Here is a 15,147-nt window from a genome sequence, read left to right as displayed (position 1 = left end):
AGGGACCCGGAACTGGCCGGAACGCTGCGAATGCTAGGCTTGTGGAAGTTTTTGGGCCAATGCTGTTAAACACTGGCCTATGCACAAACGGCATAATGAAGGTGTGACCCGGCTATGATGACGGGCGTGTGTGCCAAAATGGTGCGTACCCGTGGGAGGAAGTGATGAACCTTGAGAGCAAATGGCTGGAAGACTTCAGCGCGCTGGCGGCCACCCGTAGTTTTTCCCAGGCGGCGGAGCGACGTTTTGTGACCCAGCCGGCGTTCAGCCGACGGATCCGCAGCCTGGAAGCGGCGTTGGGCCTGACCCTGGTCAACCGCTCGCGCACGCCGGTGGAGTTGACGGCGGCGGGGCAGTTGTTCCTGGTGACTGCGCGCACGGTGGTCGAACAGCTCGGTGAAGTGCTGCGCCATTTGCATCACCTGGAAGGCGGGCAGGGCGAGGTCATGCAAGTGGCTGCGGCGCATTCCCTGGCGCTGGGCTTCTTCCCGCGCTGGATCGCACAGTTGCGCAACGAAGGCCTGAACATCGCCACGCGGCTGGTCGCCACCAACGTCGGCGACGCGGTGCATGCCCTGCGCGAGGGCGGTTGCGACTTGATGCTGGCATTCTACGACCCGGACGCGGCGATGCAGATGGACGCGGAAATCTTCCCCTCCCTGCACTTGGGCAACACCGAAATGCTCCCGGTGTGCGCCGCCGATGCCGATGGCAAGCCGCTGTTCGACCTGGAAGGCGAGGGCAGTGTGCCGCTGCTGGCCTACAGCGCGGGTGCATTCCTGGGGCGCTCGGTACATTTGCTGCTGCGCCAACGCGCGCTGCGTTTTACCACCGTGTACGAAACCGCCATGGCCGACAGCCTCAAGAGCATGGCGCTGGAAGGGCTGGGTATCGCCTGGGTGCCGCAACTGAGCGTGCGGGCGGAGTTGGCCCGAGGTGAGCTGGTGGTGTGCGGCGGGCCGCAATGGCATGTGCCGCTGGAAATCCGCCTGTATCGCTGCGCCTTGGTCCGTAAGGCGAATGTGCGGTTGCTGTGGCGAAAACTGGAAGGTGGAGCAGCGCAGAATCCGGCGGGGGATCGCTGACCTCAGAGTCAATAAAACCGCCGGTTTGCCCCGCTAGACAGATGGTCATCCAAGGGGCTGTTTATCTCGATTATTACGGTATACTGCGCGGCCTTCGGCCGGTCCAACCGGCCTTAATTCGTACAACAAGCCACGCCGGATTTCCCGCGTGGCTTGTTGTTTTTTGACGCGCCTGCGGGCGCCCAGAGAGAAGAGGCACGACGATGAGTGCATTGGTTGGCGTGATCATGGGCTCCAAGTCCGATTGGTCCACCCTTAGCCACACCGCCGATATGCTGGAAAAACTCGGCATTCCGTATGAAGTGAAAGTGGTCTCTGCCCACCGCACCCCGGATTTGCTGTTCCAGTATGCCGATGAAGCAGAATCCCGTGGCATCGAGGTGATCATCGCCGGTGCCGGCGGTGCAGCGCACCTGCCAGGCATGTGTGCGGCCAAGACCCACCTGCCGGTGCTCGGCGTGCCGGTGCAGTCGGCAATGCTCTCGGGCGTGGATTCGCTGTTGTCCATCGTGCAGATGCCGGCTGGCATTCCGGTGGCGACCCTGGCGATCGGCAAGGCCGGCGCAATCAACGCCGCCCTGCTGTCCGCCAGCATCCTGGGCGCCAAGCACCCGCAGTTCCACGCGGTGCTGAAAAAATTCCGTGCTGAGCAGACAGACAGCGTGCTGGACAATCCAGACCCACGCATCGCCTGAGGTTGTTGACGATGAAAATCGGTGTAATCGGTGGCGGCCAACTGGGTCGCATGCTGGCCCTGGCGGGAACCCCGCTGGGGATGAACTTCGCTTTCCTGGACCCGGCGCCGGACGCCTGCGCGGCCGCGTTGGGTGAACACCTGCGCGCTGACTACAGCGACCCGGACCACCTGCGCCAACTGGCCGACGAAGTCGACCTGGTGACCTTCGAATTCGAAAGCGTCCCGGCTGAAACCGTGGCCTTCCTGTCGCAGTTCGTGCCGGTGTACCCGAGCGCCGAGGCCTTGCGCATCGCCCGTGACCGCTGGTTCGAGAAAAGCATGTTCAAGGACCTGGGCATTCCCACCCCGGCCTTCGCCGACATCCAGTCCCAGGCGGACCTGGACGCCGCTGTCGCCAGCATCGGCCTGCCGGCCGTGCTGAAAACCCGCACCCTGGGTTACGACGGCAAGGGCCAGAAAGTCCTGCGCACTGCCGCTGATGTGGTCGGTACCTTCGCCGAGCTGGGCAGCGTCGCCTGCCTGCTGGAAGGCTTTGTGCCGTTCACCGGCGAAGTCTCGCTGATCGCCGTGCGTGCCCGTGATGGCGAAACCCGCTTCTACCCGTTAGTGCACAACACCCATGACAGCGGCATCCTCAAGCTGTCCGTGGCCAGCACCGACCACCCGTTGCAGGCCCTGGCGGAAGATTATTCCAGCCGTGTGCTCAAGCAGCTGGATTACGTCGGCGTGATGGCATTCGAGTTCTTTGAAGTCGACGGTGGCCTCAAGGCCAACGAAATTGCTCCGCGCGTACACAACTCCGGGCACTGGACCACCGAAGGCGCCGAGTGCAGCCAGTTCGAAAACCACCTGCGGGCGGTCGCGGGCTTGCCATTGGGCTCCACCGCCAAGGTCGGCGAGAGTGCCATGCTCAACTTCATCGGCACGGTGCCGGCGGTGGAAAAAGTCATCGCCATCGACGACTGCCACCTGCACCACTACGGCAAGGCCTTCAAGGCTGGGCGCAAGGTCGGCCACGCCAACCTGCGCTGCAAGGACAGCGCGACATTGGAAGCGCAGATCCTCAAGGTTGAAGCGCTGATCGCCGAGCAATAAGGCAAGTCCGACGGGAACCATTGGTCACCGTCGTCTCTCTGATTGCAGGATGCCAAAGCCTGACTAGGCTTTGGCATAGCTCACTTCAATCAGAGGGAAATGCCATGGGTATCATCGGAACCATCTTTATCGGCTTGATCGTCGGCCTGCTGGCGCGTTTCCTGAAACCAGGCGACGACAGCATGGGTTGGATCATGACCATCCTGCTGGGTATCGCCGGCTCCCTGGCCGCGACCTACGGTGGTCAGGCGCTGGGTATCTACCAGGCAGGCCAAGGTGCAGGCTTCATCGGTGCCCTGGTTGGCGCGATCATCCTGCTGGTGATCTACGGCCTGATCAAAAAGAAATAATCCGCCGACAAAGTCCTCTGCGCTGCGCAGGCGCAGGGGGCTAGAATGCTCGGCACCTGTACTTGCCGAGCTTCTTCATGCGCCGTCTTCTGTTGACTCTTCTCTTGCTGGGCCCTGGCCTGGCGCACGCCGGTGAACTGCCGGAAACCGACTGGCTCGACCTGATGCCGCTTTCCGACCAGAAAGCCCTCGAAGCCATGCCCGAGATCGACCACAACTCCCCCGAAGCCCAGGGCACCTTTACCGATAAAGGTGGCTTGAAGCAGAGCAAGGGGTTGCCGGCGGTGATGTATTCGACCAAGACCGTGGCGGCCATGAATGGCAAGGACATCCGTATCGGTGGCTACCCGGTGCCGTTGGAAACCGACGCCAAGGGTCGCAGCACCTTGTTCTTCCTCGTACCGTACCCAGGCGCGTGCATCCACGTGCCGCCGCCACCGCCCAATCAGCTGGTGCTGGTGCGCTACCCCAAGGGTTTGAAGCTGGACGATATCTACACGCCGCTGTGGGTCACGGGCACGTTGAAGGTGGAGAAGGTCAATAACGACCTGGCCGATGCAGCGTATGCGCTGGAGGCGGGGAAGGTGCGGGTGGTAAAAGAGTCGGACTTCTAAATCCGACTCTTTGCAGTGAGTCTACCTACAGACTGACCCCGGTGATGCTCACACCCAAGGTGTGGCTTTCACCAGGTGCCAGCGCCACCACATCATCCAGCACATTCGCCGTCTCGATGCACAGCATGCCTGGCCAGCCATCATCGGCCATGTCGTCAAACGCCTTGGCGCGTTCGGTCCAGGGGTTCCAGATCACCGTCGACTTCGACCCCTCGGCAGTGAGCTGAATACGGCGCTGCCAGTCTTTGTCGACGATGTTCAGCTGTGACGGCGTGTCGAGGTAAATTCGATCGGTCTCGGCCGTGAAGTGCAGCAGGCCGGACTGTGTCTTCTCGGCCCAATTGTCTGCGGTATCGATATAGGCACACCCGTCCAGCCCTTCGACCTGCACGTTGCGCACATCGCTTACAGCGAAATACGTGTGCAGTGCCTGGCTGAGGGTCACGGTATCGTTGCCACGGTTGTGGCTGGTCAGGCGAATGTGCAGTTGCTCATCCAGCAGCAGGCTCAGCGTCAGGTCAACCTGATGGGGCCAGCCAGGAAAGCCGCCTGCCGGCACCGGCAGTACCAGATCCACGCGTAGCGCGTCACCTTCAAGCTCGGCCCCGGCCAATTCCCACAACGCAGTACGCACAAAACCATGGGCACCGGCTGGCTGCTCGTTCTGGCGCATCGCCTTGACGCTCTGCGGGTTGCGCTCAAACACACCAAACCACGGCCAGCACACCGGCACGCCGGTACGAATGCCTTTGCCTTGCTTGAACACCGCTTCAGGATTCGGCCAGATCAGCGGCTGATCGCCATCACGTTGATAACTGAAGATATGCGCGCCCTGCTGGGCCACCATCAGTTCGGCACCGTTGTGGCGGATGCGCCAGCAGTCCAGCTCGTCGATTTTCACGGTTTCAACGTGGGGCGTTGGCATAACAAAGCACTCTTGGTGGCAGGCAATGGGGCAATTGACCGTCAAATCCCGGCGAGGTTTAACGTGCGCGCGAAGGAACCGAGCGCGTGCGACCGCTGCCGTCGATGGCGACGAATACAAATACCGCCTCGGTCACCTTGCGCCATTCGCTGGACAGCGGATCGTCGCTCCACACTTCGACCATCATCTGGATCGAGCTGCGGCCGATTTCCAGGGCCTGGGTATAAAAGGACAGCTGCGCGCCCACCGCAACCGGCACCAGGAACGCCATGCGATCAATGGCCACGGTTGCCACACGCCCACCTGCGACCTTGCTGGCCATGGCGGTGCCGGCCAGGTCCATCTGTGCGACCAGCCAGCCGCCAAAGATGTCGCCAAAACCGTTGGTTTCACGCGGGAGCGCGGTGATTTGCAGGGCGAGATCGCCTTGCGGGATAGGATCTTCTTGTTCGAGTTCGATCATGCCGAGGGCCTCTGACCCGTAACGCTTCATGGGTATTTCAAGTGGATAGCCGTCTTCGAAAAAAACGTTTCAGCACCAACATACACCGCGTGATGCATTTCTCGTAAGGCGTACTAAAGGGAAACTCTGCCAAATCGGCTGGATGGCACCCAACGGCGTTTTGGCACAGCAGCCCCTCAAGACTGCGGTTCTGGCGCTTGCAGGGGCCGAGTATATCGAGACCCTGGCGCCACGACGACCTCTGGGCGTTCATTTGGTCGGCATTTAGCGGCTGTATCGCGGCTTTTTCCGGCAACTGTGCTTCTGGGCGCAATTAATGGGGAATATTTAGCGCCTTTGAACTGTTGTTCGCTCAACGCTGTGCTTTTTCTAGCGATTTGCTATCTTGCCAAGCCTGCCGCAAGTCCCGGGCTTGCCGTCCCGACTACTATAAGAGAAGCCTTACCATGTCCTCCGTGCCCGCAAGCAGTGCGCAACCTTCGCGCCCGCTGACCCGCAACGACTACAAAACCCTGTCGCTGTCTGCCTTGGGCGGGGCGCTGGAGTTTTATGATTTCATCATTTTCGTGTTTTTCGCCACCGTGGTCGGGAAACTCTTCTTCCCCGTGGACATGCCTGAATGGCTGCGCATGATGCAGACCTTCGGCATCTTCGCCGCCGGCTACCTGGCGCGCCCCCTGGGCGGCATTATCATGGCGCACTTCGGCGACCTGCTGGGCCGCAAGAAAATGTTCACCCTGAGCATCTTCATGATGGCCGTGCCGACCCTGATCATGGGCTTGCTGCCAACCTACGCGCAGATCGGTCTGTGGGCACCGGTGCTGTTGCTGCTGATGCGCATCATCCAGGGCGCTGCGATTGGTGGTGAAGTGCCAGGCGCCTGGGTGTTCGTCTCCGAACACGTACCGCCGCGCCATATCGGCTACGCCTGCGGCACCCTGACCAGCGGCCTGACTGCCGGCATTCTGCTGGGTTCGCTGGTGGCCACCGCGATCAACACCCTTTATAGCCCGGAGCAGGTCTCGGATTTCGCCTGGCGCATTCCGTTCCTGCTTGGCGGCGTGTTCGGCCTGCTGTCGGTGTACCTGCGCCGCTGGCTGCATGAAACACCGATCTTTGCCGAAATGCAGCAGCGCAAGACCCTGGCCGCCGAGCTGCCATTGCGCGCGGTGCTGCGTGATCACCGTGGCGCCATCGTGTTGTCGATGCTGCTGACCTGGCTGCTGTCGGCTGGCGTGGTGGTGGTCATCCTGATGACTCCGACCGTGCTGCAGACCGTCTACCACTTCAGTCCGACCGTGGCGCTGCAGGCCAACAGCCTGGCCATCGTCACCCTGAGCCTGGGTTGCATCGCCTCGGGCGCCTTGGCTGACCGCTTCGGCGCCGGCCGCGTGCTGGTCACCGGTTGCGCGCTGCTGCTGGCGACGTCCTGGACGCTGTATCACAGCCTCATGGCTCACCCGGACTGGCTGTTCCCGCTGTACGCCCTGACTGGCCTGTTCGTGGGCACCATCGGCGTGGTGCCGTATGTGATGGTCAAAGCCTTCCCGCCTGTTGTGCGTTTCAGTGGCCTGTCGTTTTCCTACAACGTGGCGTACGCCGTGTTCGGCGGGCTGACGCCGCTGGCGGTGTCGCTGCTGATGAAGGAAAGCCCGATGGGCCCGGCCTACTACGTTGCCGCCCTGTGCTTGATGGGGATGGTGGTGGGTGGGTATCTGTGGAAGCGTTCGCGCTGATTCTTTGACATGATCGCTCCCGCGCGCTGCGTGGGAGCGATGGTAACTCCTCGCTGCGCCCCTTCTCCTTGCCAATAGTGGCCTTTCATCTAACTGTCACATTCCAGACATAGAGTGTTCACACGGCCTCCCGATACTTGGCCCCGATCCAACTATCCCTATCTGCTAGGAGCAAGGCATGAAACTGAAACGTTTGATGGCGGCAATGACTTTTGTCGCTGCTGGCGTTGCGACCGCCAACGCGGTGGCCGCTGGTGTTGATCCGGCAATCCCGGCGTACGTGAAGACCACTGGTGTGTCGGGCAACTTGTCCAGCGTCGGTTCCGATACCCTGGCTAACCTGATGACCCTGTGGGCCGAGGGTTACAAAAAGGAATACCCGAACGTCAACATCCAGATTCAAGCTGCCGGTTCTGCTACCGCGCCACCTGCGCTGACTGAAGGCACCTCCAACCTGGGCCCGATGAGCCGCAAGATGAAGGACACCGAGCTGGCGGCCTTCGAGCAGAAGTACGGCTACAAGCCAACCGCTATCCCGGTTGCCGTGGATGCCCTGGCCGTGTTCGTGCACAAGGACAACCCGATCCAGCACCTGACCATGGAACAAGTCGACGCGATCTTCTCCTCGACTCGCCTGTGCGGTGGCAAAGCCGACGTGAAAACCTGGGGTGACCTGGGTGTGACCGGCGACCTGGCCAACAAGCCGGTTCAGCTGTTCGGTCGTAACTCGGTATCCGGCACCTACGGCTACTTCAAAGAAGAAGCCCTGTGCAAAGGCGACTACAAGCCAAACGTGAACGAACAACCTGGCTCGGCTTCGGTCGTGCAGTCGATCAGCTCCTCGCTGAACGGCATCGGTTACTCGGGCATCGGCTACAAGACCGCCAGTGTGAAAACCGTGGCCTTGGCCAAGAAAGGCAGCACTGACTTCATCGAAGACAGTGAAGAAAACGCCCTGAACGGCAAATACCCGCTGTCGCGCTTCCTCTACGTGTACGTCAACAAAGCCCCGAACAAGCCTCTGGCCCCGCTGGAAGCTGAGTTCGTGAAGCTGGTTCTGTCCAAACAGGGCCAGGAAGTTGTGGTGAAAGACGGCTACATCCCACTGCCAGCCAAAGTCGCCGCCAAGGCCCTGGCTGACCTGGGTCTGAAAGAAGGCAACTGATTGCCTCTGCGGGGCCGGAGTACCGGCCCCGCATCCGAATTTTCTAGTCCGCTGCCAGCCTTGCTTCGCGGCGGATTTGTTGCGTCACTGCACTGTCATCTTTCTGTCATACAGGATCGCTAGGGTGTGCGCATGAATGATCTGGCCAATTCCACCATGACGACGACTTCTCCCCCCAAACGCATTGATTTCAATACGCCTGAGCTGCAACGCAAGCGCCGCATTCGCGCGCTCAAGGATCGCCTGACCCGTTGGTATGTGCTGGTCGGCGGCCTCGCCGTCCTCGGCGCCATCACCCTGATTTTCTTCTTCCTGGCCTATGTCGTCGCGCCGCTGTTCCAAGGTGCCTCATTGACCAAGGAAGACGCCCTGACCCCGGCCTGGATCCAGGACGCGGGCAAGCCGCTGATGATCTCCCTCGAAGAACAGAACCAAGTCGCCATGCGGGTTTCCGACAAGGGCCAGGCACTGTTCTTTAATGTGGAAACCGGCGCTGAACTCAAGCGCGTCGACCTGCCACTGCCTGCCGGCACCCGCGTTGCCTCTATCGGTGAAGACCAGCCCGGTAGCCCGTTGGTGATCCTCGGTCTGTCCAATGGCCAGTCCATGGTGTTCCGCCACACTTATAAAGTGTCCTACCCGGACGGCAAGAAAACCATTACCCCTGCGATCGAATACCCCTACGGTGAAACGCCGATCGTGCTGGATGACGCCGGTCGCCCACTGGAGCATGTCGCCCTTAACGCCACCGATTCCACCTTGGTGGTTGCAGGTTCCGCCGGTTCGCACTTGAACGTGCTGTCCCTGAGCCGCGAAGAAAACATGATGACCGGCGAAGTCACCAGCGAGCAGAAGCGCATCGAACTGCCGCAGATGACCGAGCCGGTGAAGGCGATCTTCATCGACCCGCGCCAGCAATGGTTGTACGTGATCAACGGCCGCGCCCTGGCCGACGTATTCAGCCTGCGCGACAAGAGCCTCAACGGGCGCTACAAATTGCTCGAAGACGGTACCGCCGAAATCACCGCCAGCACGCAGCTGGTGGGCGGTATCTCGCTGATCATCGGCAACTCCAAAGGCGGCCTGGCCCAGTGGTTCATGGCCCGCGACCCGGATGGCGAGCAGCGCTTCAAGCAGATCCGCACCTTCCAGATGGGCACTACGCCTATCGTTGAGATCTCCGCCGAAGAACGTCGCAAAGGCTTCACCGCCCTCGACGCTTCCGGCAAGTTCGGTGTGTTCCACAGCACCGCGCACCGCACCCTGTTGGTCGACCCTGTAGTCGATGGCCAAGGCGTGTATGGCATGTCGCCACGGGCCAACCGCGTGATCGTGGAAGCCGGCGGCAAACTGCAGCCGTTGATGCTCGACAACCCGCACCCGGAAGTGTCGTGGAGCGCACTGTGGAGCAAGGTTTGGTACGAGAACTACGACGAGCCTAAATACGTCTGGCAATCGACCGCCGCCAACACCGATTTCGAACCCAAGATGAGCCTGGCCCCGCTGACCTTCGGCACCCTGAAGGCTGCGTTCTACGCCATGCTGCTGGCAGCGCCTCTGGCCGTTGCCGCCGCGATCTACACCGCGTACTTCATGGCCCCGAGCCTGCGCCGCAAGGTCAAGCCGGTGATCGAACTGATGGAAGCCATGCCGACGGTGATCCTCGGCTTCTTCGCCGGCCTGTTCCTGGCGCCGTATGTGGAAGGGCATCTACCGGGCATCTTCAGCCTGTTGATGCTGTTGCCGATTGGCATCCTGGTCGCCGGTTTCATCTTCAGCCGCTTGCCTGAATCGATCCGCCTGCGCGTTCCCGATGGCTGGGAAAGCGCGATCCTGATCCCGGTGATCCTGTTCGTGGGCTGGCTCTCGCTGTACATGAGCCCGTACCTGGAAACCTGGTTCTTCGGCGGCGACATGCGCATGTGGATCTCCCACGACCTGGGCATCACCTACGACCAGCGCAACGCCCTGGTTGTCGGCCTCGCCATGGGTTTCGCGGTGATCCCGAACATCTACTCCATCGCCGAAGACGCCGTGTTCAGCGTGCCGCGCGGCCTGACCCTGGGCTCGCTGGCCTTGGGTGCCACACCGTGGCAGACCATGACACGCGTGGTCATCCTGACCGCCAGCCCGGGCATCTTCTCGGCGCTGATGATCGGCATGGGCCGCGCTGTCGGCGAGACCATGATCGTGTTGATGGCCACCGGTAACACCCCGGTGATGGAGATGAACCTGTTCGAAGGCTTGCGCACCTTGGCGGCCAACGTCGCGGTGGAAATGCCTGAGTCGGAAGTGGGCGGCAGTCATTACCGCGTGCTGTTCCTCTCGGCGCTGGTGCTGCTGCTGTTCACCTTCATCATGAACACCCTCGCGGAGCTGATCCGTCAGCGTCTGCGCAAGAAATACTCGTCGCTTTAAGAAAGGTAGAAGTCTGTGAAACAGAACTCCCTGAATGGATGGTTCAAGAGCGGCGCCCCCGGCGTCTGGATCAGCGGTGGCGCGGTGTCTATCGCGGTCATCATGACCATTGGTTTGCTGGCTGTGATCGCCGTGCGTGGCCTGGGCCACTTCTGGCCGGCCGACCTGATCCAGGCCAACTACAACGTGCCGGGCCAGGCCAACCATATCGTCATCGGCGAAGTGGTGCAGAAAGAAGAAGTACCGCGTGAGCGCCTGAAAAGCGCTGGCCTGCCGGTGCCGGACCAAGGGCCGGAGTTCATGACCCGCGAGCTGATCAAGGTTGGCAACCGTGACCTGAACGGCAACGACTTCACCTGGATCGTCGGCGAGTGGCTCAAGGACCAGACCACGCCGGCGAACCTGATGACCATCGAGCGTCGTGAGTGGGGCAATTTCTACGGCACCCTCGTCAACGTCAAGCAAGACGGCAAGGTCATCGCCGAAGGCGAGGCCGCATGGCCAGAGCTGCAAGCCCGTGTCGAGCGCGTCAACAAGCTGGCCGCCCAGCTCAAGACTCTGGAAAAATCCGACATCGGCGCGATCAACGCCGGTCTCGAACGTATCCGCCTGCACGGCCGCAAACTGGAACTGGAAGGCAAGCTCGACGCTGCCGCCCAGGCCGACATGGATGCTGACCGCGCAGAACTGAATGCCCGCTACCAGGACATCGAAGCCCGCCTGGCCGACCTGCACGCCCAGTTCAACCGCGACGCGCTGACCGCCCGCGACGGCAACGGCAAGGAAATCGAAATCGGCATCGGCAAAGTGGTGCACGCCTACCAGCCAAACGCCATGGGCACGATCACCAAGATCGGCTTCTACTTCAGCAAGGTCTGGGAATTCCTCAGCGATGACCCACGGGAAGCCAACACCGAAGGCGGCATTTTCCCGGCCATCTTCGGCACCGTGATGATGACCCTGATCATGGCGATGATCGTCACCCCGTTCGGCGTGCTGGCGGCGGTGTACCTGCGTGAATACGCCAAGCAAAACACCCTGACCCGCGTTATCCGTATCGCCGTGAACAACCTGGCCGGAGTACCGGCCATCGTCTACGGCGTGTTCGGCCTGGGCTTCTTCGTGTATGTATTGGGTGGCTCGGTTGACCGCCTGTTCTTCGCCGAAGCCCTGCCGGCACCGACCTTCGGCACGCCGGGCCTGCTGTGGGCCTCGCTGACCCTGGCGCTGCTGGCGGTGCCGGTGGTGATCGTGGCCACCGAAGAAGGCCTGGCGCGGATTCCTCGCACCGTACGCGAAGGCTCTCTGGCACTGGGCGCGACCAAGGCGGAAACGCTGTGGAAGATCGTGCTGCCGATGGCCAGCCCGGCGATGATGACCGGCATGATCCTCGCCGTGGCCCGCGCCGCAGGCGAAGTGGCGCCGCTGATGTTGGTGGGCGTGGTGAAACTGGCGCCGTCGCTGCCGCTGGATGGCAACTACCCGTATCTGCACCTGGACCAGAAGATCATGCACCTGGGCTTCCATATCTATGACGTCGGCTTCCAGAGCCCCAACGTCGAAGCCGCACGACCGCTGGTGTACGCCACCGCGTTGCTGCTGGTGCTGGTGATCGCCACGCTCAACTTGTCGGCGGTGTGGATCCGTAACCACCTGCGCGAAAAATACAAAGCGTTGGATAGCTGATCTGAATATTGCTTGCCGCAGGCCCGATGCCTGCGGTTCAACACAACGAATTGGTAGCACAGGGAGCATCCCATGCAACAAGACACCCACACCCACGGCATCAACATGTCTGCCCTGGGTCGCGACAAGCAGAGCCTGAGCCTGGCCCAGGAAACCGTGGCCATCGAAGTGCCGGGCCTGAGCCTGTACTACGGTGAAAAACAGGCGCTGTTCGACGTCAGCATGAACATCCCCAAGCAGCGCGTGACCGCCTTTATCGGTCCGTCGGGCTGCGGCAAGTCCACGCTGCTGCGCACCTTCAACCGCATGAATGACCTGGTGGACGGCTGCCGCGTAGACGGTGCCATCAACCTCTACGGCACCAACATCTACCGTAAGGGCGAAGACGTGGCCGAGCTGCGTCGTCGCGTGGGCATGGTGTTCCAGAAGCCCAACCCGTTCCCCAAGACCATCTACGAAAACGTGGTCTACGGCCTGCGCATCCAGGGTATCAACAAGAAGCGCATCCTCGACGAAGCAGTCGAGTGGGCCCTGAAAGGCGCGGCGCTGTGGGACGAAGTGAAGGACCGTCTACACGAATCGGCCCTCGGCCTGTCTGGCGGTCAGCAGCAGCGTCTGGTCATTGCCCGCACCATCGCGGTCGAGCCTGAAGTACTGCTGCTCGACGAACCTTGCTCGGCACTCGACCCGATCTCCACGCTGAAAGTCGAAGAGCTGATCTACGAGCTCAAATCCAAGTTCACCATCGTCATCGTGACCCACAACATGCAACAGGCGGCGCGGGTTTCCGACTACACCGCGTTCATGTACATGGGCAAACTGGTGGAATTCGGCGATACCGATACCCTGTTCACCAATCCGGCGAAGAAGCAGACCGAAGACTACATCACCGGTCGCTACGGCTAGGATGCCGGGATTTTCCTCGCACTGACGCTGCGGTTCTCCGCACCTTACCGGACGCTCCAAGGACGCCAACATGATTAGCAAAGAAGGCCTTACCCACCACATATCCGCGCAGTTCAACGCCGAGCTTGAGGAAGTGCGCAGCCACCTCCTGGCGATGGGCGGGCTAGTGGAGAAGCAAGTCAACGACGCCGTCACCGCGCTGATCGAGGCCGACTCGGGCCTGGCCCAGCAAGTGCGTGAGATCGATGACCAGATCAACCAGATGGAACGCAACATCGACGAAGAATGCCTGCGCATTCTGGCCCGTCGCCAGCCGGCGGCGTCCGACCTGCGTTTGATCATCAGCATCTCCAAGTCGGTGATCGACCTGGAGCGCATCGGCGACGAAGCCACCAAGATCGCCCGCCGTGCCATCCAGCTGTGCGAAGAAGGCGAAGCGCCGCGCGGTTACGTGGAAGTGCGCCACATCGGCGACCAGGTGCGCAACATGGTGCGCGATGCCCTCGACGCCTTTGCTCGCTTCGATGCTGAGCTGGCACTGTCGGTGGCCCAGTACGACAAGATCATCGACCGCGAATACAAGACCGCGCTGCGTGAACTCGCGACCTACATGATGGAAGACCCACGCTCTATCTCGCGGGTCTTGAGCATTATCTGGGTGCTACGCTCCCTGGAGCGAATCGGCGACCACGCGCGCAACATCTCGGAACTGGTGATTTACCTGGTACGCGGCACCGACGTACGGCACATGGGCCTTAAGCGCATGAAGGCCGAAGTTGAAGGTTCGGCTGATCTTATCCCTAATGTTCCGGGCCAAACTGACGATAAGTAAGGTTGCCCGAGAAATTAACGCCCGGCCTTTGGTCGGGCGTTTTTGTTTGTGGCCACTGAATTTTTTGCACGTTGAGCGAGATAAATTCCCAACGTGACTACCGAGTTTTGGCAAAATGCCATCAGTCAGGCGTCTTGCGTGCCGAAGTTTTAATTAGGATGAAGGGTCGATGAGTAAAGTCAGTGTATTGGTGGTGGATGACGCCTCGTTTATCCGCGACCTGGTGAAGAAGTGCCTGCGCAACTACTTCCCTGGGATCAAGCTTGAAGACGCGGTGAACGGCAAAAAGGCCCAGGCCATCCTGATGCGCGAGACCTACGACTTGGTGCTGTGCGACTGGGAAATGCCGGAGATGTCCGGCCTTGAACTACTGACCTGGTGCCGCGAACAACCTCATCTCAAGACCATGCCGTTCGTGATGGTGACCAGCCGTGGCGACAAGGAAAACGTGGTCCAGGCCATCCAGGCCGGAGTTTCTGGCTACGTCAGCAAGCCGTTCACCAATGAACAGTTACTGAACAAGGTCAAGCAAGCCCTGCACAAGATCGGTCGGCTCGACGCGTTGGTTGCCAGTGCACCGACCAAAATGAACTCGGCGTTTGGTAACGATTCCCTGAGCGCGCTGACCGGCGGCAAGCCCGAAGCGGCGCGTGCAGCGCCGGTTGCTGCAGCTGCGCCAGCGCCGAGCAAGGGCTTGCTCAACAGCCCACCGGTGCAGGCCCCTTCAGCGGCGCCGGCCGGCGGTCGTGGCCAGGGCCAGCTGCGCCTGTCCAGCGGCAACCAGCAATGCGTGATCAAGGCGTTGAGCATCAAGGAAGCGCTGCTGGTGGTACGCCGTGGCGAAGTCCTGCCTCAGGTGCTGGAAAGCGCCGTGCTCGACCTGGAGCAGGGCGACAACGCCGAAGTGGCCCGTCTCAACGGCTACCTGCACGCCATCGTTGCTTTTGAGCCCAAGCCCGACAGCGATTGGCTGCAGCTGACCTTCCGGTTTATCGACCAGGATGCGCAGAAGCTCGACTACATTTCCCGCCTGATCGCACGCGGCACGGCGCAGAAGCACTTTGTGCCGGGTGCCTGATTTGTAGTGAGCGGGCTTGCCCGCGCTGGGTGGCGAAGCCGCCCCAAAACCAGACGACGCGTTTTATCTGAAAAAAAATGCGGTGGCTGCATTAGGG

General features: G+C 61.2%; 14 protein-coding genes. 12 read left to right on the top strand and 2 right to left on the bottom strand.

Going from position 1 to position 15,147, the window contains the following annotated elements:
* Positions 1–164 precede the first annotated feature (164 nt).
* From HX812_RS16405 to HX812_RS16385, 5 genes are all read left to right on the top strand, one after another.
* A complete protein-coding gene (locus HX812_RS16405) occupies positions 165–1,085 on the top strand; it encodes a LysR substrate-binding domain-containing protein (protein WP_038845510.1) in 921 nt (306 codons plus the stop codon).
* A gap of 203 nt (positions 1,086–1,288) precedes the next feature.
* Positions 1,289–1,780: a 5-(carboxyamino)imidazole ribonucleotide mutase gene (gene purE, locus HX812_RS16400; RefSeq protein WP_003176980.1), complete on the top strand. Its 492-nt coding sequence runs from the start codon at positions 1,289–1,291 to the stop codon at positions 1,778–1,780.
* 11 nt (positions 1,781–1,791) lie between these two features.
* Positions 1,792–2,877, top strand: a complete 1,086-nt coding sequence (locus HX812_RS16395; RefSeq protein WP_038845512.1) for a 5-(carboxyamino)imidazole ribonucleotide synthase — start codon at positions 1,792–1,794, stop codon at positions 2,875–2,877.
* Between the two features lie 104 nt (positions 2,878–2,981).
* A complete protein-coding gene (locus HX812_RS16390; RefSeq protein WP_016978642.1) occupies positions 2,982–3,227 on the top strand; it encodes a GlsB/YeaQ/YmgE family stress response membrane protein in 246 nt (81 codons plus the stop codon).
* A 77-nt stretch (positions 3,228–3,304) separates the two neighbouring features.
* Positions 3,305–3,841, top strand: a complete 537-nt coding sequence (locus HX812_RS16385) for a DUF3299 domain-containing protein (RefSeq protein WP_050572413.1) — start codon at positions 3,305–3,307, stop codon at positions 3,839–3,841.
* Between the two features lie 25 nt (positions 3,842–3,866).
* Here the strand turns inward: HX812_RS16385 and HX812_RS16380 are convergent, their stop codons facing one another.
* Together HX812_RS16380 and HX812_RS16375 are read right to left on the bottom strand one after the other, a co-directional pair.
* The gene (locus HX812_RS16380) at positions 3,867–4,766 is read right to left on the bottom strand and encodes a D-hexose-6-phosphate mutarotase (protein ID WP_038845517.1); all 900 of its coding nucleotides are present in this window, start codon (positions 4,764–4,766) and stop codon (positions 3,867–3,869) included.
* 58 nt (positions 4,767–4,824) lie between these two features.
* Positions 4,825–5,229 (bottom strand): acyl-CoA thioesterase, encoded by a 405-nt coding sequence (locus HX812_RS16375; protein WP_003176975.1) that lies wholly within the window; start codon positions 5,227–5,229, stop codon positions 4,825–4,827.
* A 446-nt stretch (positions 5,230–5,675) separates the two neighbouring features.
* Between HX812_RS16375 and HX812_RS16370 the strand changes: the two genes are divergently transcribed.
* The 7 genes from HX812_RS16370 to HX812_RS16340 all read left to right on the top strand — a co-directional run bounded on the left by HX812_RS16370 (position 5,676) and on the right by HX812_RS16340 (position 15,050).
* Positions 5,676–6,965: an MFS transporter gene (locus HX812_RS16370; RefSeq protein WP_010207587.1), complete on the top strand. Its 1,290-nt coding sequence runs from the start codon at positions 5,676–5,678 to the stop codon at positions 6,963–6,965.
* 178 nt (positions 6,966–7,143) lie between these two features.
* Positions 7,144–8,130 carry a phosphate ABC transporter substrate-binding protein PstS gene (locus HX812_RS16365; RefSeq protein ID WP_016978637.1) on the top strand — a complete coding sequence of 329 codons (987 nt, stop codon included), beginning with the start codon at positions 7,144–7,146 and terminating at the stop codon, positions 8,128–8,130.
* Between the two features lie 384 nt (positions 8,131–8,514).
* Complete coding sequence (locus HX812_RS16360; RefSeq protein ID WP_177128202.1) at positions 8,515–10,548, top strand: ABC transporter permease subunit; 2,034 nt, start codon at positions 8,515–8,517, stop codon at positions 10,546–10,548.
* A 15-nt stretch (positions 10,549–10,563) separates the two neighbouring features.
* Complete coding sequence (gene pstA, locus HX812_RS16355) at positions 10,564–12,234, top strand: phosphate ABC transporter permease PstA (protein WP_038845522.1); 1,671 nt, start codon at positions 10,564–10,566, stop codon at positions 12,232–12,234.
* A 72-nt stretch (positions 12,235–12,306) separates the two neighbouring features.
* Positions 12,307–13,140, top strand: a complete 834-nt coding sequence (gene pstB / locus HX812_RS16350) for a phosphate ABC transporter ATP-binding protein PstB (RefSeq protein ID WP_010207582.1) — start codon at positions 12,307–12,309, stop codon at positions 13,138–13,140.
* 70 nt (positions 13,141–13,210) lie between these two features.
* Positions 13,211–13,972: a phosphate signaling complex protein PhoU gene (phoU, locus tag HX812_RS16345; protein WP_016978634.1), complete on the top strand. Its 762-nt coding sequence runs from the start codon at positions 13,211–13,213 to the stop codon at positions 13,970–13,972.
* A 169-nt stretch (positions 13,973–14,141) separates the two neighbouring features.
* On the top strand, positions 14,142–15,050 hold the full coding sequence (locus HX812_RS16340; RefSeq protein ID WP_038845525.1) for a response regulator: 909 nt from the start codon (positions 14,142–14,144) through the stop codon (positions 15,048–15,050).
* The last annotated feature ends 97 nt before the right edge of the window (positions 15,051–15,147 follow it).

Origin of the sequence: Pseudomonas sp. IPO3749 (genome assembly GCF_013386605.1) — a bacterium.
GTDB lineage: Bacteria > Pseudomonadota > Gammaproteobacteria > Pseudomonadales > Pseudomonadaceae > Aquipseudomonas > Aquipseudomonas azotoformans_A.
This window is presented reverse-complemented; position numbering and strand designations above follow the sequence as displayed.

Coding starts and splice junctions, on each gene's coding strand:
- HX812_RS16385 (WP_050572413.1), top strand. CDS start 3,305: ATGCGCCGTCTTCTGTTGACTCTTCTCTTGCTGGGCCCTGGCCTGGCG.
- purE (WP_003176980.1), top strand. CDS start 1,289: ATGAGTGCATTGGTTGGCGTGATCATGGGCTCCAAGTCCGATTGGTCC.
- HX812_RS16340 (WP_038845525.1), top strand. CDS start 14,142: ATGAGTAAAGTCAGTGTATTGGTGGTGGATGACGCCTCGTTTATCCGC.
- HX812_RS16375 (WP_003176975.1), bottom strand. CDS start 5,229: ATGATCGAACTCGAACAAGAAGATCCTATCCCGCAAGGCGATCTCGCC.
- HX812_RS16395 (WP_038845512.1), top strand. CDS start 1,792: ATGAAAATCGGTGTAATCGGTGGCGGCCAACTGGGTCGCATGCTGGCC.
- HX812_RS16370 (WP_010207587.1), top strand. CDS start 5,676: ATGTCCTCCGTGCCCGCAAGCAGTGCGCAACCTTCGCGCCCGCTGACC.
- HX812_RS16380 (WP_038845517.1), bottom strand. CDS start 4,766: ATGCCAACGCCCCACGTTGAAACCGTGAAAATCGACGAGCTGGACTGC.
- pstB (WP_010207582.1), top strand. CDS start 12,307: ATGCAACAAGACACCCACACCCACGGCATCAACATGTCTGCCCTGGGT.
- HX812_RS16390 (WP_016978642.1), top strand. CDS start 2,982: ATGGGTATCATCGGAACCATCTTTATCGGCTTGATCGTCGGCCTGCTG.
- HX812_RS16405 (WP_038845510.1), top strand. CDS start 165: ATGAACCTTGAGAGCAAATGGCTGGAAGACTTCAGCGCGCTGGCGGCC.
- phoU (WP_016978634.1), top strand. CDS start 13,211: ATGATTAGCAAAGAAGGCCTTACCCACCACATATCCGCGCAGTTCAAC.
- HX812_RS16365 (WP_016978637.1), top strand. CDS start 7,144: ATGAAACTGAAACGTTTGATGGCGGCAATGACTTTTGTCGCTGCTGGC.